The 26,744-nt window shown below is 70.9% G+C and carries 20 protein-coding genes; 8 read left to right on the top strand and 12 right to left on the bottom strand.

From position 1 onward, the window contains the following. Nucleotides 1–34 precede the first annotated feature (34 nt). From QNO09_RS20880 to QNO09_RS20870, 3 genes are all read right to left on the bottom strand, one after another. A complete protein-coding gene (locus QNO09_RS20880) occupies nucleotides 35–613 on the bottom strand; it encodes a hypothetical protein (RefSeq protein WP_283971738.1) in 579 nt (192 codons plus the stop codon). Between the two features lie 317 nt (nucleotides 614–930). Next, the gene (locus tag QNO09_RS20875) at nucleotides 931–1,833 is read right to left on the bottom strand and encodes a tRNA (adenine-N1)-methyltransferase (RefSeq protein ID WP_283971737.1); all 903 of its coding nucleotides are present in this window, start codon (nucleotides 1,831–1,833) and stop codon (nucleotides 931–933) included. A gap of 38 nt (nucleotides 1,834–1,871) precedes the next feature. Continuing rightward, entirely contained in the window at nucleotides 1,872–3,626 is a 1,755-nt protein-coding gene (locus tag QNO09_RS20870) for a site-2 protease family protein (RefSeq protein ID WP_502962332.1), read from the bottom strand. A 784-nt stretch (nucleotides 3,627–4,410) separates the two neighbouring features. Here QNO09_RS20870 and QNO09_RS20865 point away from each other — a divergent pair. Continuing rightward, complete coding sequence (locus QNO09_RS20865; RefSeq protein WP_283971735.1) at nucleotides 4,411–5,436, top strand: RecB family exonuclease; 1,026 nt, start codon at nucleotides 4,411–4,413, stop codon at nucleotides 5,434–5,436. Between the two features lie 54 nt (nucleotides 5,437–5,490). Then, nucleotides 5,491–6,162 (top strand): response regulator, encoded by a 672-nt coding sequence (locus tag QNO09_RS20860; protein ID WP_030606450.1) that lies wholly within the window; start codon nucleotides 5,491–5,493, stop codon nucleotides 6,160–6,162. 84 nt (nucleotides 6,163–6,246) lie between these two features. On the opposite strand, the gene QNO09_RS20855 is transcribed toward QNO09_RS20860, so the two are convergent. The 4 genes from QNO09_RS20855 to metH form a co-directional block, all read right to left on the bottom strand. Continuing rightward, nucleotides 6,247–7,833, bottom strand: coding sequence for an ABC transporter substrate-binding protein (locus QNO09_RS20855; protein ID WP_283971734.1), 1,587 nt, complete (start codon nucleotides 7,831–7,833; stop codon nucleotides 6,247–6,249). A gap of 107 nt (nucleotides 7,834–7,940) precedes the next feature. Beyond that, the gene (locus QNO09_RS20850) at nucleotides 7,941–9,545 is read right to left on the bottom strand and encodes an ABC transporter substrate-binding protein (protein WP_283971733.1); all 1,605 of its coding nucleotides are present in this window, start codon (nucleotides 9,543–9,545) and stop codon (nucleotides 7,941–7,943) included. Nucleotides 9,546–9,954: 409 nt separating this feature from the next. After that, nucleotides 9,955–10,656: an HAD family hydrolase gene (locus QNO09_RS20845; RefSeq protein ID WP_283971732.1), complete on the bottom strand. Its 702-nt coding sequence runs from the start codon at nucleotides 10,654–10,656 to the stop codon at nucleotides 9,955–9,957. Between the two features lie 123 nt (nucleotides 10,657–10,779). Next, nucleotides 10,780–14,295, bottom strand: a complete 3,516-nt coding sequence (gene metH / locus QNO09_RS20840; protein ID WP_283971731.1) for a methionine synthase — start codon at nucleotides 14,293–14,295, stop codon at nucleotides 10,780–10,782. A gap of 369 nt (nucleotides 14,296–14,664) precedes the next feature. Here metH and QNO09_RS20835 point away from each other — a divergent pair, with 369 nt between their 5' ends. The 4 genes from QNO09_RS20835 to QNO09_RS20820 all read left to right on the top strand — a co-directional run bounded on the left by QNO09_RS20835 (nucleotide 14,665) and on the right by QNO09_RS20820 (nucleotide 19,747). Beyond that, complete coding sequence (locus QNO09_RS20835) at nucleotides 14,665–15,438, top strand: IclR family transcriptional regulator (protein WP_283971730.1); 774 nt, start codon at nucleotides 14,665–14,667, stop codon at nucleotides 15,436–15,438. Between the two features lie 265 nt (nucleotides 15,439–15,703). Then, a complete protein-coding gene (locus QNO09_RS20830) occupies nucleotides 15,704–16,498 on the top strand; it encodes an MIP/aquaporin family protein (protein WP_283971729.1) in 795 nt (264 codons plus the stop codon). 85 nt (nucleotides 16,499–16,583) lie between these two features. After that, on the top strand, nucleotides 16,584–18,122 hold the full coding sequence (gene glpK, locus QNO09_RS20825; RefSeq protein ID WP_283971728.1) for a glycerol kinase GlpK: 1,539 nt from the start codon (nucleotides 16,584–16,586) through the stop codon (nucleotides 18,120–18,122). A gap of 8 nt (nucleotides 18,123–18,130) precedes the next feature. Next, nucleotides 18,131–19,747, top strand: a complete 1,617-nt coding sequence (locus QNO09_RS20820; RefSeq protein WP_283971727.1) for a glycerol-3-phosphate dehydrogenase/oxidase — start codon at nucleotides 18,131–18,133, stop codon at nucleotides 19,745–19,747. Between the two features lie 84 nt (nucleotides 19,748–19,831). Here QNO09_RS20820 and QNO09_RS20815 read toward each other — a convergent pair whose 3' ends face one another. Continuing rightward, nucleotides 19,832–21,049, bottom strand: coding sequence for an IS30 family transposase (locus QNO09_RS20815; RefSeq protein WP_502962331.1), 1,218 nt, complete (start codon nucleotides 21,047–21,049; stop codon nucleotides 19,832–19,834). 129 nt (nucleotides 21,050–21,178) lie between these two features. Here QNO09_RS20815 and QNO09_RS20810 point away from each other — a divergent pair, with 129 nt between their 5' ends. Both QNO09_RS20810 and QNO09_RS20805 read left to right on the top strand, forming a co-directional pair. Continuing rightward, entirely contained in the window at nucleotides 21,179–21,850 is a 672-nt protein-coding gene (locus QNO09_RS20810) for a FadR/GntR family transcriptional regulator (RefSeq protein WP_283971726.1), read from the top strand. A gap of 156 nt (nucleotides 21,851–22,006) precedes the next feature. Next, the gene (locus QNO09_RS20805) at nucleotides 22,007–22,990 is read left to right on the top strand and encodes a PAC2 family protein (RefSeq protein WP_283971725.1); all 984 of its coding nucleotides are present in this window, start codon (nucleotides 22,007–22,009) and stop codon (nucleotides 22,988–22,990) included. A gap of 71 nt (nucleotides 22,991–23,061) precedes the next feature. Here QNO09_RS20805 and mshC read toward each other — a convergent pair whose 3' ends face one another. The 4 genes from mshC to QNO09_RS20785 form a co-directional block, all read right to left on the bottom strand. Next, nucleotides 23,062–24,291 carry a cysteine--1-D-myo-inosityl 2-amino-2-deoxy-alpha-D-glucopyranoside ligase gene (gene mshC, locus QNO09_RS20800; protein WP_283971724.1) on the bottom strand — a complete coding sequence of 410 codons (1,230 nt, stop codon included), beginning with the start codon at nucleotides 24,289–24,291 and terminating at the stop codon, nucleotides 23,062–23,064. 260 nt (nucleotides 24,292–24,551) lie between these two features. Beyond that, a complete protein-coding gene (locus QNO09_RS20795; protein ID WP_283971723.1) occupies nucleotides 24,552–25,382 on the bottom strand; it encodes an SCO1664 family protein in 831 nt (276 codons plus the stop codon). Further along, nucleotides 25,346–25,933 carry a DUF3090 domain-containing protein gene (locus QNO09_RS20790; RefSeq protein ID WP_283971722.1) on the bottom strand — a complete coding sequence of 196 codons (588 nt, stop codon included), beginning with the start codon at nucleotides 25,931–25,933 and terminating at the stop codon, nucleotides 25,346–25,348. The genes QNO09_RS20795 and QNO09_RS20790 overlap by 37 nt, the downstream gene beginning before the upstream one ends. A gap of 78 nt (nucleotides 25,934–26,011) precedes the next feature. Then, nucleotides 26,012–26,698, bottom strand: coding sequence for a histidine phosphatase family protein (locus QNO09_RS20785; protein WP_283971721.1), 687 nt, complete (start codon nucleotides 26,696–26,698; stop codon nucleotides 26,012–26,014). Nucleotides 26,699–26,744 lie beyond the last annotated feature (46 nt).

Raw genomic sequence — 26,744 nt, 5'->3', positions numbered from 1 at the left:
TGTCTGATATCTCACACGCTTCGGCTCACGCCCCTCATACGCTGCGGGCCCCGGCCGGAGTGGAGCGGACGAACGAGCCGTTCTGCCAACGCCATTTCGCGTCGCTCTTCTCGTCGGGACAGCAACGCGGCACGTCGGCAGAGGAGTAGCCGAGCAGTGTGGCCGTGACGGCGCCGGAGCGGACGGCGAAGTCGGTGACGATGGTGCCGTCCTCGGGGTCGAGCAGTGTGGCCACGACCCGCGGCTTGCCGCCGTCGGCGTCGCGCGTGAGGACGTACACGCCGTCCGGCGGGGTGCCCATCGGGGAGTCGCAGTGGATCACGGCGACCGTCTCGGGTCTGCCGTCGCCGTCGAGGTCCCCGGAGGCCCGTTTCTTCACCACGGCCTTCACCGGGCCGCAGTCGAGTGGGAACGTCACCGCGTTCGGGTCGGGTGGAGTCGTGTGCGCCGGAGCGCTCTTGGTCACGGGGGCGGCCGGCTGGGCCGCCGTCGCCGCGCCGGGCTGCAGGACCGAGGAGAAGGCGACGACGCCGGCGACGGCCGTCGCGGTGGCGAGCCAGTGGATGGGACGGGTGTGGGTGTGGGCGAGCTCCGGGACGGCGGAAGACTGCACTAGGAGTGTCTCCTGAGGCTGTGCCGGTGGGGTGGCCAGCATGGTGCCACACGTCACACCGCGAGGGAACGGCGGGGTGTGCATGTCCGTTGCCTGGGAAGTCAGAAGGGTTACGGTTCCTGCCGCTGTGTCAGCGGGCTTGTGCGGTCACGGCTCCTGCCGCGGCGCGACAGGGGCCGTGACGGTCTTCGTGCAGGTCAACGGCGTCGCGCGAGGGTTCACCCGGGGCGGCAACGGAAAGGCGCCGTGGCGCAGTTCCGGTAGGGATCCGGGAACTGCGCCACGGCGCCTGTGCGTTGACGCGGTGGCGGGTCGGCTCAGCGGGCGGCGCCGCCGTCGGCGTTGGGGCCGGCGTAGTCCTCGCCGTAGGCGCCCTTGGCGGGGCGGCGGCGGCGCATGGGCGGCTCGACGCCGTCGGCGAGGCGCCGGGCGGTGAGCAGGAAGCCGGTGTGGCCGATCATGCGGTGGTCCGGGCGGACGGCCAGGCCCTCGATGTGCCAGTTGCGGATCATCGTCTCCCAGGAGGTCGGCTCGTTGAAGCAGCCGATCTCGCGGATGGACTCGACGGTCCGGGCGAGCTGGGTGGTGGTCGCCACGTAGCAGCACAGGATGCCGCCGGGCACGAGTGCCTTGGAGACGGCCTCCAGGCACTCCCAGGGGGCGAGCATGTCGAGGATGACGCGGTCGACGTCGGCGTCGGACAGGTTGTCCTGGAGGTCGCCGACGGTGAGCTGCCAGGCGGGGTGCGGGCCGCCGAAGTAGCGCTCCACGTTCGCCTGGGCGATCTCGGCGAAGTCCGCCCGGCGCTCGTAGCTGTGCAGCATGCCCTGGTCGCCGATGGCCCGCAGCAGGAAGCTGCTGAGCGAGCCGGAGCCGACGCCGGCTTCCACGACGCGGGCGCCGGGGAAGATGTCGGCGAAGGCCAGGATCTGCCCCGCGTCCTTGGGGTAGACCACGGCGGCGCCGCGGGGCATGGACAGGACGTAGTCGGGGAGCAGGGGGCGCAGCGCGAGGTAGGCGACGTTTCCGGTGGTGCGGACAACGCTGCCCTCGGGAGCACCGATCAGTTCGTCGTGCGGGAAGGAACCCTTGTGGGTGTGGAAGTTCTTCCCGGCCTCGAGCGTGAACGTGTAGTGGCGGCCCTTGGGGTCGGTCAGCTGAACCTGGTCCCCGACCTTGAAGGGCCCGCGCCTGCGGGCGGCACCGGTCGGTTCGGACATGTGACCAGCCTACCGGCCCCGGAGAGGGCCACCGACCACTAGGACGGCCTCGCCATCGCCTTGACGAAGGCGCGCTCCACGTCGGCCGCCGACAGGACGCCGTAGATCTCGCCGGTCTCCTCCACCACCAGGTACTCGGTGGCGGGGGTGGCGCGCAGGGCGTCCAGGAGTTCCTCGCCCGACAGTTCCGCCGAGACGCGCATGCCGTCGGTGAGGTCCTGGGCGAGGCCGCTGACGGCGACCCAGGGGCGGCGGTGCTCGGGCACGCCGGCGATGGCGGCCTCGCGGACGAGGGAGACGGGGCTGCCGTTCGCGTCGACGACGACCAGGGCGCGGGCGCCGGCGGAGTTGGCTCGGCGCAGGGCTTCCGAGAGGGGGGTGTGGGACTCGACCGGGACGGCACGGCGGGTGAGCGCACGGGCGCGCAGTTCGGGGAGGTGCTCGCGCAGGCGGGCCATGCGCAGGCTGTTGCCGGCGCCGGTCCAGATGATCGCGGCGAGGATGGCGGCGAGCAGGGCGTCGAGGACGGTGTCCATGCCGACGTTGTCGACGGCGTCGGTGCCGAGGGCACCGGACTGGGTCAGCAGGGGCAGTCCGATGAGCACGCAGACGGCGAGGGCGCGGCCGACCCAGGCGGCGGCGATGGTGCCCTTCATCGGCTTGCCGGTGATCTTCCACACGACGGCGCGGAGCATGCGTCCGCCGTCGAGGGGCAGGCCGGGCAGGAGGTTGAACGCCGCCACGATGAGGTTGGAGATCATCAGGCCCGCGAGCAGGACGCCCGGGACGGTGCCGGGTTCCACGGCTTGCATGGCGGCGTAGAAGACACCGGCGAGGACGAGGGAGAGCAGGGGCCCGACGAAGGCGAGCACGAATTCCCGGCCGGGGGTCTCGGCCTCCTTCTCGATCTCGGAGACGCCGCCGAAGAACTGGAGCCGGATGCGGCGGACCGGGAGCTTGAAGCGGAGGGCGGCGACCGTGTGCGCGAGTTCGTGGATGAGCACGGAGGCGTAGAAGGCGACCGCGAAGAACAAGGAGACCAGGTAGCGGGCGGCCCCGAGCTCGGGCAGCACGCGCTCCAGCTGGCCGCCGAAGACCCAGGTGATCAGCGCGGCGACGAGGAACCAGCTCGGCGCGACGTACACGGGCACGCCGAAGGGCCGCCCCATGAGCAGCCCGGCCCGCGGCTCGGGCCGCTGGGGGGCGGGGCCCTTGCCGTCGGCGGAATGCGCGAGGGGACGGTCGCCGTGGGCAGGGGCAGGGGCGCGGCCGGAAGGCTCGTGGTCGCCGGAGTCCGGCACCGGGGCCTTGTGCAACCGGTCGGTCTCGGGCCGGCCGGTGGCGGGGGCCGAGTGGGGGCCACTGGCGTAGGCACGGTCGGGGTGGGTGTCGCCCTCCGGCGGGCGACCGTCGTGCTTGCCCCGGGCGGGGGCCGCGTGGGAACCGTCGGCGGAGGCCCCGGGCGGGCTGTCGGCGGGCGCTCCATGCGGACCGTCGGCGAAGGCCCCGTGTGAACCGTCGGCGGACGCCGCGTGCGGACCGCCGCTGAACTCTCCGTGCGGGCCGTCGGCGGACGCCGAATGCGGACCGCCGCTGGACGCTCCATGCGGGCCGTCCGCTGACGCTCCGTGCGGGCCGTCGTCGGGCGCTCCGTGCGGGCCCTCCGCCGAAACCGCATGCGAACCGACGCTGGACACTCCGTGCGAGCCGTCGGTGGAAGCCGCATGCGGACCGTCGGCAGGCGCTCCGTGCGGGCCATCCGCCGAAACCGCGTCCGGGCCGTCGCTGGACACTCCGTGCGGGCCATCCGCCGAAACCGCGTCCGGACCGTCGCTGGACGCTCCGTGCGGGCCCTCCGCCGAAACCGCGTCCGGGCCGTCGCTGGACACTCCGTGCGGGCCCTCCGCCGAAACCGCGTCCGGGCCGTCGCTGGACGCTCTGTGCGGGCCCTCCGCCGAAGCCGCGTGTGGGTTCCCGGCGTAGGCGGTGGGTGGGGCATCGGTGGAGGCCGGGGGTTCGGGCTCGGTAGCGGCCGGGGGATCCACAGGGGGCGGGGGTGGGGCGGGGGTGTCGGCGGGCTCGTCGGGGGAGCCGCCGGTGGCGGGGGCCCGGTCCGGGGACGGGTCGTCCTCGCGGGCGTCCGGCCGGGTTGCCGGTGTGTCCGTCGCCGGGGCGTCGGCGGGACCGTTGGGCACGACGGGTTCTGTTCCTGGGGTGTGTGCTGCCCGGGTGGGCCGCTCAGGCGTGAAACGCCGCTCGTCCGTGGGCTGTTCGTCGGCGGGGGTCGGGTCGGCGGACCGGGCCGGAAGCCCCGTGTGGCGCTCGGCCGACTCGTCGTTGCCGGACTGCGGCCGCCCGCGCCCGCCGCTCTCGTCCACCGGTGTCCCCTCGATCGAAGCGTCTCCCGCGCCTGCCGGACGGGAGGGTCTCGAGTCGATGGTATGCGTCCGTCGAGGTGCGTTTCGCCCCGGCACCCCCGGTGTTTCCCGGACCTCCCCTCCCCTCACGGCTTCTGACCTCGCGCACGGCGCGACCGCGACTGGGTCACTGTCAGTGGCGGGCCGTATGGTCTGGGGCATGGAGACGAGCACCGAGGGCGCGGCGCAGCCCGACAGCAGCCCGGCCGCGGCGGTGGATCCGCCGGGATCGGCCGGGCCCGCGACGGCAGCAGGGGAGACGGTGGAGACGACCGCCCCGACCGGCCCCGCCGCCATAGCGCCCGCCTCGCTGTCCCCCTCGCGCGCCAGTGACTTCATGCAGTGTCCGCTGCTCTATCGCTTCCGGGTCATCGACCGGTTGCCGGAGAAGCCGAGTGAGGCGGCGACGCGGGGCACGCTGGTGCACGCGGTCCTGGAGCGGCTCTTCGACGCCCCGGCCGCCGAGCGTACGGCGCCTCGGGCCAAGTCCCTGATCCCCGGCCAGTGGGACCGGCTGCGCGAGACGCGGCCGGAGGTGGTGGAGCTGTTCGCCGACGATCCGCAGGGTGAGCGGCTGGCTCGCTGGCTGGGCGAGGCGGAGCAGCTCGTCGAGCGCTGGTTCACCCTGGAGGACCCCAGTCGGCTGGAGCCGGCCGAGCGGGAGCTGTTCGTCGAGACGGAGCTGGAGTCGGGGCTGCGCCTGCGCGGCATCATCGACCGGGTGGACGTGGCTCCCACGGGCGAGGTCCGGATCGTCGACTACAAGACGGGCAAGGCGCCCCGGCCCGAGTACTCCGAGGGCGCGCTGTTCCAGATGAAGTTCTACGCCCTGGTGGTGTGGCGGCTGAAGAACGTGATCCCCCGGCGGCTCCAGCTGGTGTACCTCGGCAGCGGCCAGGTGCTGACCTACGACCCGGTCCTCGCCGACCTGGAGCGGGTGGAGCGCAAGCTGCTGGCGCTGTGGGAGGCGATCCGGCTGGCCACCGAGACGGGTGACTGGCGGCCGCGCCCCACGAAGTTGTGCGGCTGGTGCGACCACCAGGCCCACTGCCCGGAGTTCGGCGGCACTCCCCCGCCCTATCCGCTGCCGGTGCGCGCGGCGGAGCTGCCGGTGCAGGGGGCCGGTCAAGGCGGGCCCGGCGCCGGTCCCGCCGGTGACGCGGTCGTCGCCGGTGAGGGCGGCTGAGTCCGGCGGGCCCGCGCAGGGCAGAATGGGGCCGGACTAGCGAAGGAGACTTACGTGGCCATCCGCGTCCTATTGGTCGACGACCAGCCGCTGCTCCGTACCGGCTTCCGGATGATCCTGGAGGCCGAGCAGGACCTCGCGGTCGTCGGCGAGGCCGGAGACGGCCTCCAGGCGCTCGACCAGGTGCGGGCCCTGCAGCCCGACGTGGTCCTGATGGACATCCGCATGCCGCGGATGGACGGTGTGGAGGCGACCCGGCAGATCACCGGGCCCGGGCGGGACGGTCCGGCGAAGGTTCTGGTGCTGACCACTTTCGACCTCGACGAGTACGTGGTGGAGGCGCTGCGCGCCGGGGCCAGCGGGTTTCTGCTCAAGGACGCGCCCGCCAATGAGTTGGTGCAGGCCATCCGGGTCGTGGCCGCGGGTGAGGCGATGCTCGCGCCGAGCATCACGCGCCGGCTGCTCGACAAGTACGCCACGCATCTGCCGTCGGGTGACGAGCCGGTGCCGGACACGCTGCACACGCTCACCGACCGCGAGGTCGAGGTGCTGAAGCTGGTGGCGCGCGGGCTGTCCAACGCCGAGATCGCCGCGGACCTGTTCGTCAGCGAGACGACGGTCAAGACGCACGTGGGGCACGTGCTGACCAAGCTGGGCCTGCGCGACCGTGTGCAGGCCGCGGTGTACGCGTACGAGAGTGGGCTGGTGCGCCCCGGCGCGCAGTAGCGCCCCGGTCGGCCGATACACGAGAGGGCGCCCCCCGCCGAGCGGGAGGCGCCCTTCTCCACACCTCTGCGTGCTACCGACGCGTCAGGCGTCCTTGCTGAGTTCCCAGAAGCGGAACACAGTCGACGCATCGAGGCAGTACTCCAGGCCGTAGACGCCGTCGCGGACGACCGCGTACTGCTTGGCCTGCCACACCGGCAGGACGGGGAGTTCGGCGGCGACGATGTCCTGCAGCTCGCCGTACTCCTTGTCCGTGGCGGCCCGGTTGGTCAGGGCGGCGGTGCGCGGGATGAGCGAACCGGTGATCGTGTCGTTGGTGTAGTTGTTGCTCAGCACGTTGCCCTTGCCGAAGAAGGGGGCCGTGAAGTTGTCGGCGTCCGGGTAGTCCGGCACCCAGCCCTTCACGTACACGCCGTACTTGCCGGCGGCGATGTCCTTCTCGTACTGGCCGAACGGGACGGACTTGACGCTCGCGTCGAACAGGCCGCTGGCGTTGAGCTGGCCGGCGATGGCGGTCAGCTCCTGGTCGGTGGCGGGGCCGTAGCGGGACGGGGTCGACCAGAGGGTCAGCTTCACCTTGCGGGTGATGCCGTCCTCGCGCAGCGCGGCCTGGGCCTTGGACCGGGAGGGGCGGGCGCCGTAGGTGTCGAAGAAGGCCGTGTTGTGGCCTGCGATGCCCGCCGGGATGATCGAGTACAGCGGGGTGGCGGTGCCCTGGTAGACGTCCTTGATGAGGGCCTCGCGGTCGAGCAGGTGGGCGATGGCCTTGCGGACGCCGAGCTTTCCGGCGACCGGGTCGTCCATGTTGAACACCAGGTGCTGGACCTCGGCGCTGCTGCCCTCGACGACCTCGACGCCGCCGGTGCCGTCGTCGGCCTTCTCGGTGTCCGCGATGTCGCCGGCGGTGAGACCGCGGTAGGCGATGTCGACGTCGCCCTTCTGGATGGCCTGTTTCAGGGCCGTCTGGTCACCGTCGAAGAACTTGAGCGTCACGCCGGTGTTGTTCACCTCGGCGGTGCCCTTGTAGTTCTCGTTGACGGAGAAGACCGCCTGACCGTCGTCGAACGAGTCGAGCTTGTAGGGGCCGGAGCCGACCGCCTCGCCGTCCTTGCGGAGGCCGTCCGGGTCGTACTGGCTGTGGTCGACGATGGAGCCGGCGCCTGAGGCGATCTTGCTCGGGAAGGTGGCGTCGGCCGTGTTGAGCCGGAAGACGACCGTCTTCTCGTCCGGCGTCTCGACCTTCTCCAGCATGGGGAACATGATCGCGGGCCCGTCGGGGTCGTTGATCTTCAGCATGCGGTCGAAGGAGAACTTGACGTCCTTCGAGGTGAGTTCGTTGCCGTTGCTGAACTTGAGGCCGTCCTTCAGCGTGCACGTGTAGACCGTGGTCCCCGTGTCGGTGAAGGCGCAGGTCTCGGCGGCCTCCGGCTGAGGTTCCGTGGCGCCCTTGGAAAAGCTCAGCAGGGACTGGAAGACGTTGTTGAACAACAGCCAGGAGCCGGGGTCGTAGCCGGAGGCCGGGTCCGTGGCCAGGATGTCGTCGGACATCCCCACCACCACGTTGGAGCCGTCCCCCGCGGAGTCTCCGCTCTCCGTGCCACAGCCGGTCAGCAGTCCGGAGGCGAGGCCCGCCACGATGGGCAGAGCCGGCCACTGGTTGCGTATCTTCACGTGTGTGCCTTGTCGTCGGTTCTCGAGAACCCCCGGAGCGTGTTCCTGGCTCCGGGGCACGGCTCCCCGGGGTCTCGGTCAGGGGCCCCGGGGATCCAGCGGGTCCGTCAGCCGCTCACACCCCGCCCGAGTTCCCACAGCTGGAGCGTCGAGGCGGAGTTGAGGGCGTACGCGGTACCCGTGATGTCGTCGCGCGCGGCGACGTACTGCTTGCCCTGCCACAGGGGCAGCATCGGCACGTCACTCGCGACGATGTCCTGAATGTCCGTCAGGCTGGTGGAGGCGGACAGTCGGTCGGCCTCGCGGCGGGACTCCGGGATCAGGGTGTCGCGGATCTGCCGGTTGTCGTACGGCGAGCCGAGGGTGTTGTCGGCGTCGAGGAACGGTGCGAGGAAGTTGTCGGCGTCCGGGAAGTCGGGGAACCAGCCCATGCCGTAGACGTCGTACTCGCCCTTCTTCTCGGCCGGGCGGAACGTGTCCCACGGGGTGCCCTTGATGCCGACCTCGAACAGCCCGCTGGAGTTCAGCTGGTCGCGCAGGACCTCGAACTCCTTCTTGGTGGCGGGGCCGTAGTGGTCGGTCGTGTAGTGCAGCGTGAGCTTCACCGGGGTGCTGATGTTCGCCTGGTTGAGCAGGGAGCGGGCCTTGGTGACGCTCGGCTCGCCGTACTTGTTGAAGAACGAGTTGGAGTGGCCGGTGACGCTGGCCGGGACGAGCGAGTACAGCGGCTCGGCCTGGGAGCCGTAGACCTTGGAGATCAGGGCGCTGCGGTTGACGACCTGGGCCATCGCCTGGCGCACGGCCTTGGACTTCACGCTGGGGGCGTCGGTGTTGAAGCCGAGGTAGCGGATCTCCAGGCCGGGCATTTCGACGAGGTCGACATCGGTGTCCGCGTCGCCCGAGAGCTCGCGGATCTGCTCCGGCGACATGGCGCGGGCCATCAGGTCGATGTCGCCCTTGTCCAGCGCCTCGCCCATGGCCTCGGCGTCCTTGAAGGAGACCATGTCGACCTTGTCGTTGTTCACCTCGAGGGTCCCCCGGTACTCGGGGTTCCTGGTGAACTCGGCCTCGACCAACTCGCCGTTCTCGACGTCGGCCTTGAGGGTGTACGGGCCGGAGCCGTCCAGCTCGAAGCCGTCGCGCAGCTTGTTCTTCGGGTAGTCGTCGGGGTTGACGATGCCCGCGACCGGGGTCGACAGCTTGTACGGGAACGTCGCGTCGGCGGTCTTGAGGTGGAAGATGACCTCGCGGTCGCCCTGCGTCTCGACGGTGTCGACGGTGGACAGCAGTGCGAACACGCCGCTGTCGGCCTTGAGGGAGCGGGCGCGGTCGATGGAGTACTTCACATCGGCCGCGGTGATGGAGTCGCCGTTGGCGAACTTCAGGCCGTCGCGCAGGGTGCAGGCGTAGCGCTCGTTGCCGGTGTCGGTGAAGCCGCAGCGCTCGGCGGCCTCCGGTACCGGCTCGCCCTCGCCGCGCGGCTGGATCATCAGGGTCTGCACGGTCTGGCGCAGGATGTTCCAGGTGCCGACGTCGTAGGCGTACGCCGGGTCGAGGGGCGCCGGGGCGTCCTTCGAAGCGGTGAACCGGTCCGTGGTGCCGACGACGATCGCGCCGCTGTCGCCGCTCCCGCTGCCGGACCCGCCGCAGGCGGCGAGCACCGGCGCGAGCAGGCCGATCACGGCCGGCAGCACCAAAGTCTTGCGGTTCATGCTCGAGTTTCTCCAGAGCTGTCGACTCCGTGTACCCGGCATGCAGGGGTGGCGCAGCGGATCACGGGGGTGGGGCGATGTTCTCGCGACGAGATTAGTCGGGGCCGGCAGGAGGGTTCGCAACGGCCGGAGTTGAGCACCCATCACGCTGCGGAACCGGGTGCGGACACACCGAAAACCCGACAGTGGAAGCATTGGTGCAGCGTTTCATCAATCGGGACACAAGGGCGCGCCCGCAGCCCCCCGGAGGGGGTGCGCAGCACATGGCGGAACCGCTGTCGAGCCCGGACCGCGTGGGGAACGTCACACGCGTAAACAGGTTCGAGGGTACGGGAATTCGCGGCTCCGGGGGAGTTCGAATTCGCCTTCGGAATTGCCGTTCTAACGCCGCTGCACGCTGGGTGAACGCCTAGCGCATTTCCGTCATCAGCCCGTGCAGAAATGTCAGGTTCACCTCTTCGAGGGAGGTGACGACCGTGCGGCGCAGGGAGGGGGCGATGGGGGCCACGGAGGGCACGGCCACGACCTGGCAGCCCGCGGCCTCGGCGGAGGCGACTCCGGTGGCGGTGTCCTCGATGACGGCGCACCGGGCCGGGTCGGCGCCGAGCCCGGATGCGGCGGCCAGGTAGGGGTCGGGGTGGGGCTTGGTGCGCGGCACCTCGTCGCCGGCCACCGTGAGGCTGAAGTGGTGGGCGCCCAGCGTGGTCAGCACCCGGTCGATGATGCGCCGGTGCGAGGCGGAGACCAGGGCGGTGGGGATCTCGTACTCGTACAGCTCGGCCAGCAGCCGTCCGGCGCCCGGCATCAGCGGCAGGGCGCGGCCGATGCGCGCCTCGAAGCCGTCGTTCAGGAGCACCGTGAGTTCGTCGAGGGTGATGTCGGCGCCGGTGGCCTCGATGAGGAAGCCCGCGCTGCGGGTCATGGGGCCGCCGACCACGACATGGCGCCAGGACTCGTCGAGCGTGTGACCGAGGGAGGCGAAGACCTCGACCTCGACGTCCCACCAGAAGCCCTCGGTGTCCACCAGGGTGCCGTCCATGTCGAGCAGCACGGCTTGCAGTGCTGAACCTTCGGCCGTCAGGGTGCCGAGCGCGGGGACCGTACTGGTCATCCACGTACCTCCTTGAGGGACGTTCAGGCCGGTTCCCTGGAGGGAACCGGCCTGCGGTGGACCGACCAGTCTACGTCGTGCGCGGACGAAACGCTTCTTTTGGCCCGGGCGCCCGGAAGGGGCTCAGCGGGCGTTGAAGTACTTCGCCTCCGGGTGGTGGATCACGATGGCGTCCGTGGACTGCTCCGGGTGCAGCTGGAACTCCTCGGACAGCTGGACGCCGATGCGCTCCGGTTCGAGCAGGTCGGCGATCTTGGCCCGGTCCTCCAGGTTGGGGCAGGCGCCGTAGCCGAGGGAGAAGCGGGCGCCGCGGTACTTGAGCTCGAACATGCCCTGCATGCCGTCCGGGTCCTCGCTCGCGAAGCCGAGTTCGGAGCGCACGCGGGCGTGCCAGTACTCGGCGAGCGCCTCGGCCAACTGCACGGACAGTCCGTGCAGTTCGAGGTAGTCGCGGTAGGCGTTGGCCTCGAAGAGCCGTGCGGTCTCCTCGCCGATGCGCGAGCCGACGGTGACGACCTGGAGGCCCACGACGTCGACCTCACCGGTCTCCTCCGGGCGGAAGAAGTCGGCCAGACACAGGCGGCGGCCCCGGCGCTGGCGAGGGAAGGTGAAGCGGGTGCGCTCGTTGCCCTGCTCGTCCAGGATGATCAGGTCGTCGTCCTTGGAGACGCACGGGAAGTAGCCGTAGACCACGGCCGCCTCCAGCAGGTTCTCCGTCTGGAGCCGGTCCAGCAGGCCGCGCAGCCGGGGCCGGCCCTCGCTCTCGACGAGTTCCTCGTAGGAGGGGCCCTCACCGGTGCGGGCCTGCTTGAGGCCCCACTGGCCCTTGAACAGGGCGTCCTCGTCGAGCCAGCTCGCGTACTCCTTGAGCTGGATGCCCTTGATCACGCGGGTGCCGCGGAAGGGCGGCTCGGGGACGGGGTTGTCGGTGGCCACGTCGGAGCGGACGTGCCCCTCCTCGGGGCGCTCCTCCACGGCGGCCGGGGCCGCCGCCCTGACCCGGCGCTGCTTGAGCTCGGGCAGCTTCGCGCCGGGCACGCCCCGCTTGACGCCGATGAGGGCGTCCATCAGGCGCAGGCCTTCGAAGGCGTCGCGGGCGTAGCGGACCTCGCCCTCGTAGATCTCGTGCAGGTCCTGTTCGACGTAGGCCCGGGTGAGGGCGGCGCCGCCGAGGATGACCGGGAAGTTCGCCGCCAGACCGCGCTGGTTCAGCTCCTCCAGGTTCTCCTTCATGATCACTGTGGACTTGACCAGCAGACCGGACATGCCGATGACGTCGGCCCGGTGCTCCTCGGCGGCGTCCAGGATCGCGGAGACCGGCTGCTTGATGCCGAGGTTGACGACGTTGTAGCCGTTGTTGGTCAGGATGATGTCGACGAGGTTCTTGCCGATGTCGTGCACGTCTCCGCGCACGGTGGCGAGCACGATGGTGCCCTTGCCGTCCTCGTCGGTCTTCTCCATGTGCGGTTCGAGGTGGGCGACGGCCGTCTTCATGACCTCGGCGGACTGGAGGACGAACGGCAGCTGCATCTGGCCGGAGCCGAACAGCTCGCCGACGACCTTCATGCCCTCCAGGAGGGTCTCGTTGACGATGTCGAGCGCGGTCCGCTCTTGGAGGGCCTGGTCGAGGTCCGCTTCGAGGCCGTTCTTCTCGCCGTCGATGATGCGCCGCTTCAGGCGCTCGTCCAGCGGCAGGGCGGCCAGCTCCTCGGCCTTGCCGGCCTTGAGGGACTTGGCGGTGGCGCCCTCGAACAGCTGCATGAGCTTTTGCAGCGGGTCGTAGCCCTCGGCGCGGCGGTCGTGGATGAGGTCAAGGGCCGTCTTGACCTCCTCCTCGCTGAATCGGGCGATCGGCAGGATCTTGGAGGCGTGCACGATCGCCGAGTCCAGGCCGGCCTTGACGCACTCGTCGAGGAAGACGGAGTTCAGCAGGATGCGGGCGGCCGGGTTGAGGCCGAAGGAGATGTTGGACAGGCCGAGCGTGGTCTGCACCTTCGGGTGGCGCCGCTTGAGCTCGCGGATGCCCTCGATGGTGGCGATGCCGTCCTTGCGGGACTCCTCCTGGCCGGTGCAGATGGTGAAGGTCAGGCAGTCGACGAGGATGTCCTCCTCGTGGATGCCCCAGTTGCCGGTCAGGTCGTCGATGAGCCGCTCGGCGATCTCGACCTTCTTCTCGGCGGTGCGGGCCTGGCCCTCCTCGTCGATGGTGAGCGCGATGAGGGCGGCGCCGTGCTCCTTGGCGAGGGCCGTGACCTGGGCGAAGCGGGACTCGGGGCCGTCGCCGTCCTCGTAGTTCACGGAGTTGATCACGGCCCGGCCGCCGAGCTTCTCCAGGCCGGCCCGGATGACGTCGACCTCGGTGGAGTCCAGCACGATCGGCAGCGTGGAGGCGGTGGCGAAGCGGCCGGCCAGCTCCTCCATGTCGGCGACGCCGTCGCGTCCGACGTAATCCACGCACAGGTCGAGCATGTGCGCGCCCTCGCGGATCTGGTCGCGGGCCATCTCCACGCAGTCGTCCCAGCGGCCCTCCAGCATGGCCTCGCGGAACTTCTTGGAGCCGTTGGCGTTGGTGCGCTCACCGATCGCCAGGTAGGAGGTGTCCTGCCGGAACGGCACGGTCTGGTACAGGGAGGCCGCGCCCGGCTCGGGCTGCGGGCTGCGCTCGCTCGGGGCGACGTCCCGGACGCGCTCGACCAGCCGGCGCAGGTGCTCGGGGGTCGTGCCGCAGCAGCCGCCGACGAGGGAGAGGCCGTAGTCCCGGACGAAGTTCTGCTGGGCGTCGGCCAGGCCCTCGGGGTCGAGCGGGAAGTGGGCGCCGTCCTTGGTGAGGATGGGCAGGCCGGCGTTCGGCATGCAGAGCAGCGGGATGCGCGAGTGACGCGTCAGGTAGCGCAGGTGCTCGCTCATCTCGGCCGGGCCGGTGGAGCAGTTCAGGCCGATCATGTCGATGCCGAGGGGCTCCAGCGCGGTCAGTGCCGCGCCGATCTCGGAGCCGAGCAGCATGGTGCCGGTGGTCTCGAAGGCCATGGAGCACAGCAGGGGCACCTCGACGCCGACGGCCTCCATGGCCCGGCGGGCGCCCAGGACGGACGCCTTGGTCTGGAGCAGGTCCTGGGTGGTCTCCACGAGCAGCGCGTCCGCGCCGCCGGCGAGCAGGCCCTCGGCGTTGGCCTGGTAGCCGTCACGGATCGTGGCGTAGCCGACGTGGCCGAGCGTGGGCAGCTTGGTGCCGGGACCGACGGAGCCGAGCACCCAGCGCGGGCGGCCGTCCCGGGCGGCGTACTCGTCGGCCACCTCGCGGGCGATCCGGGCACCCGCCTCGGACAGCTCGTGCACCCGGTCGGCGATCTCGTACTCGGCGGCGGCGGTGTGGTTGGCGCCGAAGGTGTTGGTCTCGACGCAGTCCACGCCGACCGCGAAGTAGGCGTCATGGACCGAACGGACGATGTCCGGCCGCGTCAGGTTGAGGATCTCGTTGCAGCCCTCGAGATTCTCGAAGTCCTCGAGCGTGGGGTCCTGCGCCTGGAGCATGGTGCCCATGGCTCCGTCGGCCACGACCACGCGGGTGGCCAGGGCTTTTCGGAGCGCGGACACACGGGTCCGGCTGTCTGCGGAAGGGGTCGGCGGCAACGAGGCCATGTAAAGGGCTCCCTCAAATGCGACGGCTGTCGGCTTTGCGGCTTCCCGGACAGCCTGAGGGCTTCCGGGGAAGGGCGCACCGCGCCAGCGTAACCGGGAGTGGGCTTGGATGGACAGCGCGTCCACGAGCCGGACGCGGCCGTACGGCCGGCAGCGGCAGCGCCTCGGATTCCCCGACCGTGACCGGTGCGCGTCGCCCGGGCAGGACGGGGCGCGGGAGACGTCCGGCGCGCCGGCCGGTCATGGCGTGCAACAAATGGCGACGTGCCATTAGCGAGAGGTCGGCATCGACCGGTAGTGTTCGACATTGCCGAACGAGGGCTGTGGTGCCGCTTGTCGGCGGTCGAAGGGGACGGAGGCAGTACGGCGATGGCACGGAACATCCAGTCGCTCGAACGGGCGGCCGCGATGCTGCGGCTGCTCGCGGGCGGCGAGCGGCGGCTCGGCCTGTCGGACATCGCCTCGTCGCTGGGCCTGGCCAAAGGCACCGCCCACGGCATCCTGCGCACCCTCCAGCAGGAGGGCTTCGTGGAGCAGGACGACGCGTCCGGGCGCTATCAGCTGGGCGCGGAGCTGCTGCGCCTGGGCACCACCTACCTCGATGTGCACGAGCTGCGGGCGCGCGCCCTGGTGTGGACCGACGACCTGGCCCGTTCCAGTGGCGAGAGCGTCTACCTGGGCGTCCTGCACCAGCAGGGCGTGCTGATCGTGCACCACGTGTTCCGGCCCGACGACAGCCGGCAGGTCCTGGAGATCGGGGCCATGCAGCCGCTGCACTCCACGGCCCTGGGCAAGGTGCTGTCGGCCTACGACCCGGTGGCGCACAGCGAGGCCCTGGAGGCCGACCGCAAGGCCTTCACCGACCGGACCGTGTGCGAGCCGGAGGACTTCGAGCACCTCCTCGACGTCACGCGCGCGCGGGGTTACGCGGCCGACGTGGAGGAGACCTGGGAGGGTGTGGCCTCCCTCGCCGCCCCCATCCACGACCGGCGGCGCATGCCGGTCGGCGCGGTCGGCATCACCGGCGCCGTGGAGCGGCTGTGCCGGTCCGAGGAGGAGGGCGCGCTGCGGCCCGAGCTGATCGCGGCGGTACGGGACTGCGCCCGCGCGGTCTCGCGCGATCTGGGCGCCGGGCGGTTCTGACGGCACACGAGTGGACCGGGGCGTCGTACGGCGTTCCGGTCCTCGGCATGTCCGCGCTCACCTGCGGCAAAGATCCTTGAGTCCGGGGCGATCAGTAACGATCGTGTTTTCGACAACACAGCTCTTGACGTGCTCGTAACGCCGAAGCAAGACTCCCGTCCATCGGTCGACATTGTCGAACAGCTACCGGCAATACGCGCTAGAGTGTGACAAGGCCAGGCCGGTATCGCACTTCACCCCTGGACGAAGGACAAAGGAGTCGCGGGTGTCCAGCTCCGACATCTTCATCGGCGAGACCATCGGTACCGCCATACTCATCCTGCTCGGCGGCGGCGTCTGCGCCGCCGTGACGCTCAAGGCTTCCAAGGCCCGCAACGCCGGCTGGCTCGCCATCACCTTCGGGTGGGGCTTCGCGGTGCTCACGGCCGTCTACACCGCGGCGCCGCTGTCCGGCGCCCATCTGAACCCGGCCGTGACCGTGGGCATCGCGATCAAGGACGGCGACTGGAAGAACGTCCCGGTCTACCTGGCCGGACAGATCCTCGGCGCCATGATCGGTGCCGCCCTGGTCTGGATCGCCTACTACGGACAGTTCCACGCGCACCTCACCGACCGCGAGGTCGTCGGCGGTCCGGGCGCGCAGGACACCGCGGTCAAGGCCGTCGAAGCCCAGGAAAAGGGCGCCGGCCCCGTGCTGGGCGTCTTCTCCACCGGCCCCGAGGTCCGGGTCGCCTGGCAGAACGTCGCCACGGAGATCATCGGCACCATCGTGCTGGTCCTCGCCGTGCTCACCCAGGGCCTGAACGACAACGGCAACGGCCTGGGCACCCTGGGCGCCCTGATCGTCGCGCTCGTGGTGGTCTCCATCGGCCTGTCCCTCGGCGGCCCGACGGGTTACGCCATCAACCCGGCCCGTGACCTCGGTCCGCGCATCGTGCACGCCCTGCTGCCGCTGCCCAACAAGGGCGGCTCCGACTGGGGCTACGCCTGGGTTCCGGTGGTCGGCCCGCTGATCGGCGGGGCCATCGCCGCAGGCATCTACAACGTCGCGTTCGCCTAGGAGCGGCATTCATCCCCGCTTCGCGAAACTCTCGGCACGCGCCGTACGTAAAGCCCCATAAACACGGAACTTTCCAGGAGACACAGTGACCGACGCGCACACCGCCGGCCCCTTCATCGCCGCCATCGACCAGGGCACGACCTCCAGCCGCTGCATCGTCTTCGACCGGGACGGCCGGATCGTCTCGGTCGACCAGAAGGAGCACGAGCAGATCTTCCCGAAGCCGGGCTGGGTCGAGCACAACGCCACCGAGATCTGGACCAACGTCCAGGAGGTCGTCGCCGGGGCCATCGAGAAGGCCGGCATCACCCGCGACGACATCAAGGCCATCGGCATCACCAACCAGCGCGAGACGACCGTGCTGTGGGACAAGAACACCGGTGAGCCCGTCCACAACGCCATCGTCTGGCAGGACACCCGCACCGACGCCCTGTGCCGTGAGCTCGGGCGCAATGTCGGCCAGGACCGCTTCCGCCGCGAGACGGGCCTGCCGCTGGCCTCCTACTTCGCCGGCCCGAAGGCCCGCTGGCTGCTCGACAACGTCGACGGGCTCAAGGAGCGCGCCGAGGCCGGCGACATCCTCTTCGGCACCATGGACAGCTGGGTCATCTGGAACCTGACCGGCGGCACCGACGGCGGCAAGCACGTCACGGACGTCACCAACGCCTCGCGCACCATGCTCATGAACCTGCACACCATGCAGTGGGACGACAAGATCTGCGAGTCCATCGGCGTCCCGAAGCAGATCCTGCCCGAGATCCGCTCCTCCGCAGAGGTCTACGGCGAGATCACCGGCGGCAAGCTGGGCGACCTGCTCGGCGGCATCCCCGTCGCCTCCGCGCTCGGCGACCAGCAGGCGGCCCTGTTCGGCCAGACCTGTTTCGCCGAGGGCGAGACCAAGTCGACCTACGGCACCGGCACCTTCATGGTGATGAACACCGGTGACAAGATCATCAACTCCTACAGCGGCCTGCTGACCACCGTCGGCTACAAGATCGGCGACCAGGACACGGTCTACGCCCTGGAGGGCTCGATCGCCGTCACCGGTTCGCTGGTGCAGTGGATGCGCGACCAGATGGGCCTGATCTCCACCGCCGCCGAGATCGAGACCCTCGCCCTGTCGGTCGAGGACAACGGCGGCGCCTACTTCGTGCCGGCCTTCTCCGGCCTGTTCGCCCCGTACTGGCGCTCCGACGCCCGCGGTGTGATCGCCGGTCTGACCCGGTACGTCACCAAGGCACACCTCGCGCGTGCCGTCCTGGAGGCGACCGCCTGGCAGACGCGGGAGATCGCCGACGCCATGACGAAGGACTCCGGCGTGGAGCTGGCCGCCCTGAAGGTCGACGGCGGCATGACCTCCAACAACCTGCTGATGCAGACCCTCGCCGACTTCGTGGACGCCCCCGTGGTGCGCCCGATGGTCGCCGAGACCACCTGCCTCGGCGCCGCCTACGCCGCCGGTCTCGCCGTCGGCTTCTGGAACAGCACCGACGACCTGCGCGCCAACTGGCGGCGGGCCGCCGAGTGGACCCCCCGCATGGACGCGGAGACCCGCGCCCGTGAGTACAAGAGCTGGCTCAAGGCCGTCGAGCGGACCATGGGCTGGCTCGAGGACGAGGAGTAAGAAACAGCATGACCACCAAGTCCACCCTGCAGTCCGTGCCTGCCCTGGGGACGCACCCGGCCTCCGGCTCGAACCCGAGCCGAGCCGAGACCAGGGAGCAGCTTTCCAAGGCGTCGTACGACCTTCTCGTGATCGGCGGCGGCATCCTGGGCATCTCCACCGCCTGGCACGCCGCGCAGTCCGGCCTCAGGGTGGCTCTGGTGGACGCCGGCGACTTCGCCGGTGCCACGTCCTCCGCCTCCTCCAAGCTCCTCCACGGCGGTCTGCGCTACCTGCAGACCGGCGCGGTGAAGCTGGTGGCGGAGAACCACTTCGAGCGCCGTGCGGTCTCCCGCCAGGTGGCTCCCCACCTGGCGAACCCGCTCACGTTCTACCTGCCCGTGTACAAGGGCGGGCCGCACGGCGCGGCGAAGCTCGGCGCGGGCGTCTTCGCCTACTCCGCGCTCTCCGCGTTCGGTGACGGCGTCGGCCACCTGCTCTCGCCGGCCAAGGCCGCGCAGGACGTGCCTGAGTTGCGCACCGAGAACCTCAAGGCCGTGGCCGTCTACGGCGACGACCAGATGAACGACGCCCGCATGGCGCTGATGACGGTGCGCGGGGCCGTGGAGGCGGGCGCGGTCGTCCTCAACCACGCCGAGGTGACGGGCCTGCGCTTCACCCAGGGCCGCGTCACCGGTGCCGAGCTCAGGGACCGCCTGTCCGGCGACGAGTTCGGCGTCAACGCCCGGCTCGTGCTGAACGCGACCGGTCCGTGGGTCGATCACCTGCGCCGGATGGAGAACCCGAACGCGGCTCCCTCCATCCGCCTGTCCAAAGGCGCGCACCTGGTCCTGAAGCGCACCTCCCCCTGGAAGGCCGCGCTCGCCACCCCGATCGACAAGTACCGCATCACCTTCGCCCTCCCCTGGGAGGACATGCTGCTGCTCGGCACCACCGACGAGGTGTTCGACGGCGACCCGGCGGACGTGTCGGTCACCGAGCAGGACATATCGCAGATCCTCGACGAGGCCGCCTTCTCGGTGCGCGACCAGCAGCTGAACCGCGACCTCATCACCTACGCCTTCGCGGGTCTGCGCGTGCTGCCGGGCGGCCCCGGCAGCACCGCCAAGGCCAAGCGCGAGACGGTGGTGACCGAGGGCCGGGGCGGCATGCTGTCCGTCGCGGGCGGCAAGTGGACCACCTTCCGCCACATCGGCCGGACGATCATGAAGAAGCTGGAGGCGCTGCCGGGTCACCCGCTGGGCGACGACTTCGAGCCGATCAGCGCGCTGCCGAAGAAGCTGCCGCTGCCCGGCATCGCCAACCCGCGCGCGGTCGCCCACCGGCTGCTCACGGACGGGCCGGCGCCGGGCCCGCGCATGGCGGCCGACACGGCCAGGCACCTGGCCACGCACTACGGTTCGCTGGCCTTCGACATCGCCCGCCTGGCCAACGAGAGCCCCGAGCTCGCCGAGCGCGTCCACCCCGACGCCCCGGAGATCTGGGCGCAGGTCGTCTGGGCCCGGGACCACGAGTGGGCCGAGACGCAGGACGACGTGCTGCGCCGCCGCACGACGCTGACGATCCGGGGTCTCGCCACGGACGACGTCCGCGCCAAGGTGCAGGACCTGCTCGACAAGAAGTAGGAACGGCCCGGGGGCACCCGGTGCCGGAAGGGGCGGCTCCACGCGGCGGTTTCCAGGGGTCGTCGCAACACGTGGTCGTGTTGATCAGGCCGTGAGCAGTTTATGCAGGCGCTCGGCTGGGGTTTCCCAGCCGAGCGTTTTGCGTGGGCGGCCGTTCAGCTCTGCGGCGACGGCGTCGAGGTGCTCGCGGGTATGGACGGCGAGGTCAGTGCCCTGGGGGAAGTACTGGCGGAGCAGGCCGTTGGTGTTTTCGTTGGAGCCGCGCTGCCATGGGCTGGCCGGATCGCAGAAGTAGACCGGGACGTCGGTGGTGAGGGTGAAGGAGCCATGGGCGGCCATCTCTGATCCCTGGTCCCATGTCAGGGACCGCCTGAGGTGGGAGGGCGGCGTCTGGACCGTGGTGACCAGTGCGTTGCGGACGCTCTCGGCGCCGTGGTCCGCGGGCAGATGCAGGAGCATGACGTAGCGGGTGGCGCGTTCGACCAGGGTGCCGATGGCCGACTTCCCGTCCTTGCCGATGATCAGGTCGCCCTCCCAGTGGCCGGGCACGGCCCGGTCCGCCGCCTCCGCCGGCCGTTCGCTGATCATGACCATGGGAGTGGCGTATCGCGGCTGGCGTTGCTGGGCCTGGCGGCGGGGCCTGCGCCGGGCACGCCCGGTGCGCAGAGCGCGGGTGAGTTCTCGGCGCAGCTCACCCCGGCCCTGGACGTAGAGGGCCTGGTAGACCGTTTCGTGGACCACGTGCATCTCCGGCCGCTGGGGGAACTGTGCCCGCAGAGCCTGGCAGATCTGCTCCGGGCTCCACCGTATGTCCAGGTGGTCCTGGATGAAGTCCCGCAGCTGCGGGTTCTCGCCGATCTTCCCGGGCTTCGGACGGGGCCGGCGGGCATCGGCGCGGGCCTGGGCCGTGTGCGGACGGTACTGGCCGCTGACCGGGTGGCGGTTGCGGCGGATCTCCCGGCTGACCGTGGACGGGCTGCGGCCCAGCTCCGCGGCGATCGCCCGCACGGTCGCCTTCTCCCGCAGCCGGTCGGCGATGTGGATGCGGTCCGCCTCACCCAGGTACCGAGACGGCCCGGAAGGCGCTGCCACCACGTTGATCGGTGGCAGCGCCTTCCGGTTTCCGTATGCGTGACGCCCGTTGCGCCACTTCTGGCCGGTCCGCACGTCGATCCCGACGATCCGGCATGCTTCCCGGTTGCTCACACCCTGCCGCATGAGCCGGGAGTATGCCTCCCGCTCCCGGGTGAGCTTCTTTCTGCCCTGAGGCTTCGTCCGGTCCTTACGGATCTCGAAGTCCATCGCACCCCTTGAACTGGGGTGTTGCAACGACTCCTAGAACCCAAGCGCCGACGGAGCCGCCCCTTCCGCTTTCCCGACCCCCATAATGGCCTGATACGTCGGAGGTCTGCAGCGACAGGGAGGTCGACCATGCCAGTGACCGACGAGGCGATCGAGAAGATCAAGGGAATGATCGTCTCCGGCGCGCTGCGCCCGGGCGACCGGCTGCCCAAGGAGAGCGAACTCGCCGCCGACCTCGGGTTGTCCCGCAACTCCCTGCGGGAGGCCGTGCGCGCCCTGTCGCTGATGCGGATCCTGGATGTCCGGCAGGGCGACGGCACCTATGTCACCAGTCTCGACCCGCAACTCCTGCTGGAGGCGCTGAGTTTCGTCGTCGACTTCCACCGCGACGACACGGTCCTGGAGTTCCTGGCCGTACGCCGCATCCTGGAACCGGCCGCGACCGCCATGGCGGCCGTGCGGATCAGCGAGCAGCAACTGGACGCGCTGACGGCCCAGCTGGACAAGCTCGGCGAGGCCCCGTCCGTGGAGGATCTCGTCGCCTGCGACCTGGAGTTCCACCGGGGCATCGTGCACGGCTCGGGCAACTCCGTGCTCTGTTCGCTCCTCGACGGGCTGTCGGGCCCCACCACCCGGGCCCGGATCTGGCGCGGCCTCACCCAGGAGGACGCCGTCGCCCGCACCCTGCGCGAGCACCGGGCGATCCTCGCCGCACTGCGCGACCGGGACGCCGAGGCGGCGCGCTCGTGGGCGACCGTGCACATCGCGAGCGTGGAGCAGTGGCTGCGCTCCACGCTGTGACCGGCGCCCGCGCATCGCCCGGAAGCGTGCGGGGTGTTCGGGGGCGGATCGCGGGGCAGTGATGGGGCACTCCCCCTGCAAGGGGGCTGCGGGCGCCCCCGCGGCACGCCGTAAGGTTGGGTGGTCAAGCGAGGGCACGTCGGAAGGAGGCGCTGGGTGATCGAGCTCGAGGGGGTTCCCGAGCTGGTCGACCCGGTCATGGTGGCCGCGTTCGAGGGCTGGAACGACGCCGGCGACGCCGCCTCCACCGCGGTCGCGCATCTGGACAGGGAATGGAAGGGCGAGGTGTTCGCGGCGCTGGACGCCGAGGACTACTACGACTTCCAGGTGAACCGCCCCACGGTGTTCATGGAAGCGGGCGTCCGCAAGATCACCTGGCCCACGACGAGGCTGTCGGTGGTCCGGGTCGGCGGTGACAAGCCGCGCGACCTCGTCCTCGTCCGGGGCATCGAACCGTCCATGCGGTGGCGTTCGTTCTGCAACGAACTGCTCGGCTTCGCGCACGAACTGGGGGTGGAGCTGGTGGTCGTCCTGGGCGCCCTGCTGGGCGACACCCCGCACACCCGCCCGGTTCCGATCAGCGGGACGACGTCCGACCCGGACCTGGCCCGCCGCATGGATCTGGAGGAGACCAAGTACGAGGGCCCCACGGGCATCGTCGGTGTCCTCCAGGAAGCCTGCACGCACGCGGGTGTCCCGGCCGTCTCGCTCTGGGCGGCGGTGCCGCACTATGTGTCGCAGCCGCCGAACCCGAAGGCCACGCTGGCGCTGCTGAACCGCCTGGAGGACCTGATCGACGTGCGCATCCCGCTGGGCGAGCTGCCCGAGGACGCGCGCGCCTGGCAGGTCGGCGTGGACCAGCTGGCCGCCGAGGACAGCGAGGTCGCCGAGTACGTCCAGTCGCTGGAGGAGGCCCGGGACACCGCCGAGCTGCCGGAGGCGTCGGGCGAGGCGATCGCCCGGGAGTTCGAGCGCTACCTGCGGCGCCGCGACGGCGGCGGACCACCCGCCACCGGCGGTCACGCCACGGCGGACGGCAGCGACAGCACGTCGTACCTGCGGGACAACCCGGGCGGCCGCACCCGCCCGCCAAAGCCGCCGAAGCCGGGTACGGACGACGACGAGTCGTCGGAGGACTGAGGGCACCACACGAACCGTGGGGCGTCTCCCGGCCGGGAGACGCCCCACGGTTGGTTCTGTCCGCTTCCCGGCTAGAGCGCCACGCCCAGCAGCGCGTCCACGGCCCGGGAGGCCACGCCGGGCGCGCCGATGTCCGTGCCGCCGCTCTGCTCCTGGAGCGCGACCCAGCGGTCGACCGCGGTCAGCGCGGCCGGGGCGTTCAGGTCGTCGGCGAGGGCCTCGCGGATCTCCTCGACGAGCGTCTGTGCCGGCGGCCCGTCGGGCCGGGACACGGCGGCCCGCCAGCGGCCGAGCCGTGCGACGGCGTCCTGGAGGACCTGGTCGGTCCACTCCCAGTCGGCGCGGTAGTGGTGGGCGAGCAGCGCGAGCCGGATGGCGGCCGGGTCGACGCCGTCGTACCGCAGCCTGGAGACGAAGACGAGGTTGCCCTTGGACTTGGACATCTTCTCGCCGTCGAGGGCGACCATGCCGGCGTGCACGTACGCCTTGGCCATGGGGAACTCGCCGGTGAGGGCCTGGGCGTGCGAGGCGCCCATCTCGTGGTGCGGGAAGGCCAGGTCGGAGCCGCCGCCCTGGATGTCGAAGCCCATGCCGAGGTGGTCGAGGGCGATGGCCACGCACTCGATGTGCCAGCCGGGCCGGCCGCGCCCGAGCGATCCGCCGTCCCAGCTGGGCTCGCCCTCGCGGGCCGCCATCCACAGCATCGGGTCGAGCGGGTTCTTCTTGCCCGGGCGGTCCGGGTCGCCGCCGCGCTCGGCGGACAGCAGCCGCATCGCCGCGGCGTCGAGGTTCGAGACCTTGCCGAAGTGCGGGTCGGACTCGACGGAGAAGTAGACGTCACCGTCGAGTTCGTAGGCGGCACCGGCGTCCCGGAGCCGCTCGACGAGCGGGACGATCCCGGGTATGGCCTCGACGGCGCCTATGTACTGCCGCGGCGGCAGCATCCGCAGGGCCGTCATGTCCTCGCGGAAGAGGGCCGTCTCCTTCTCGGCGAGCGCGGCCCAGTCGATGCCGTCGCGCTGCGCCCGCTCCAGGAGGGGGTCGTCGACGTCGGTGACGTTCTGGACGTAGTGAACCTGCCGCTTGGTGTCGAGCCACACGCGCTGCACGAGGTCGAACGCGTTGTAGGTCGCCGCGTGTCCCAGGTGGGTGGCGTCGTACGGGGTGATGCCGCAGACGTAGATACGGGCGACGGGACCGGGGTCGAGGGTGACGAGGCCGCCGGTCGCGGTGTCGTGGATCCTCAGGTCGCGGCCCTGACCAGGCAGGGCGGGGACCTCGGAAGCGGGCCAGGCATGCATGCCATGAGCCTAACCGGACTGGAGTTCCAGATACGAACGGGAGCGGGCCACTCGGCCGAGAAGGCGCTCTTGCGGTGTCCCGGGTGCCTGTGCTGCTCGGGGGTGTTTCGAAAATCCCGCACAGCACCCACGGCGCCCGGCACGCGCTCTCGCCGCACCGGCCGAAACCCCAAGTACGTCCAGTACGAGGGCCTTCGTCCGGCACGCCGAGAGCACGCACCGGACACCGCGGGCACCGCACAGGACTTTCGAAACACCCCCTAGACGGGTGGCCAGGGGATCGCCGGCCACTCACCGCTCGGCTCCGGGTGGGTCCCCGAGGCGAGCAGGGCGCCGACCCGCGCGCGGGTGGCGTCGATCTCGGCGCGGGTGATCAGCGGTTCGAGCCGCGCGGCCAGCGTCCCGCCCTCCGCCAGGCCCTTCCGCAGGCCTTCGAGGGCCTCGACGGCCTCCTGCGGCAAGGGCTCCCCCGCCCAGCCCCACAGCAGGGTCCGCAGCTTGTTCTCGGCGTTGAACGTGACCCCGTGGTCGATCCCGTACAACCGTCCCTCACCGGTGGGCAGCAGGTGGCCGCCCTTGCGGTCGGCGTTGTTGATCACGGCGTCGAGCACGGCGAGCCGCCGCAGCCGTTCGTCGTCGGCGTGCACGAGCAGCGCGGTGCGTCCCTCGCCGACCTCGGCGAAGCCGATCGCCTTCCAGCCCGGCTCCGGTTCCTCGCCGTCGACCAGGGCGAGCAGTCGCGCCTCGGGCGTCACCTCGATCCACAGCTGGCACATGCCCTCGCCGTAGGGCCCGTCGCGCAGCACGGTGGGCGGCACCAGGCCCCAGCCCGTCGCCTCGGAGACCTCGTACGCGGCGACCTCGCGCTGGGCCAGCGTGCCGTCGGGGAAGTCCCACAGGGGCCTCTCCCCCGTGATCGGCTTGTAGACGCAGGCCGCGTCCCGGCCGTCGTGGGACACCGTGCAGTACAGGGCCGCGTTGGAGGCCTCCCGGATGCGTCCGCGGACGGTCAGTTCGCCCCGGGCTAGCAGCTCGGCGGCGTCGGGCGGCGGCGTCACGCTCCGCGGCGGTATCCGTTCTGGCGCGGACATACGTGTCCTTCCGGGTCGAGCGGGAGGCTGCACAGCGGGCACGGCGGCCGCCCGGCGTTGACGACGTCGAGGGCGCGCTTGGCGAAGGCCCTGGCCTGCGCGCCGGTGAGCCGGACGCGCAGCATCGGGGGCCCGTTCTCCTCGTCCTGGAGCAGCCGCTCCTCGGCCTCGGCGAGGTCCTCCGCGGTCTCCGCGTCGAGCTCCACGAGCGCCTGCGCCTCGACGATCATGAGCTGCTCGTCGCCGTCCCAGGCGAGCGCCATGGTGCCGACCCGGAATTCCTCCTCGATGGGGGTGTCCAGCGGGGCGGTGTCGGTGTCCGGGGGTGCGACGGCGGGGACGTGGGCGCTGCCGCCGCTACGGCGTACGACCTCGTCGAGCAGTTCGTCCATGCGTTCGGCGAGCGCGGCGACCTGGGTCTTCTCCAAGGCCACGCTGGTCACGCGGGAGCCGGCGGAGGCCTGGAGGAAGAACGAACGGCGCCCGGGCAGTCCGACCGTGCCGGCCACGAAACGCTCCGGATGGTCGTAGAGGAACACCTGACGGGACACGTCCTGTCTCCATGGGGATCGTGGGAAACGTATGAGCACGGCACTGCTGCGACCGCTTCACCCTACTGCGGCGAACGATCACGGTGCGCCCGCACCGCCCCCGACTTCGGCCTCCGTGCCCGGCGGTTCCTCGCGCGGCGCCAGGGACGTGAAGTCTCCGGTGTCGCCGAGCCGGACGAGGAACGGCCGCAGTCGTGTGTAGCGGATCGCGGTGATGGAACACGGTTCTACGGAAATCCGCTGGAAGAGGTCCAGGTGAAGTCCGAGTGCGTCGGCGACGAGCGACTTGATGATGTCGCCGTGCGAGCACATGAGGTAGACGGCGTCGGCGCCGTGGTCGCGCTCCACGCGCGCGTTCCACTCGCGGACCGCCTCGGCGGCGCGCGTCTGCATGGTCCGCATGGACTCGCCACCGGGGAAGGCGGCCGCGGAGGGGTGCGCCTGCACCACCTCCATCAGGGGTTCGTCCGTGAGTTCGGCGAGTTTGCGTCCGGACCAGTCGCCGTAGTGGCACTCGCCGATGCGCTCGTCGGTGTGGGGGTTCAGGTCGGGGCGGGCGTCGAGCAGCGGCCGGATCGTTTCCTGGCAGCGCTGGAGCGGGCTGGCGACGATTTCGGCGAGGGGCAGTGCGGCCAGCCGCCCGGGGAGCGCGGCGGCCTGCGCGGCGCCGCGCTCGTCGAGGGCGACACCGGGCGTCCAGCCGGCGAGCAGTCCCTCGGTGTTGGCGGTGGAGCGTCCGTGCCTGACCAGGATCAGCGTGGGCATGCGCTCCAGCGTAGGCGCACGCGCGCGTGCGGTGTCGTTCGAGTGA

The organism is Streptomyces sp. 378 (assembly GCF_030124145.1).
Classification (GTDB): domain Bacteria; phylum Actinomycetota; class Actinomycetes; order Streptomycetales; family Streptomycetaceae; genus Streptomyces.
The sequence above is the reverse complement of the archived record's forward strand: the minus strand, read 5'-3'. Positions and strand labels throughout refer to the sequence as shown.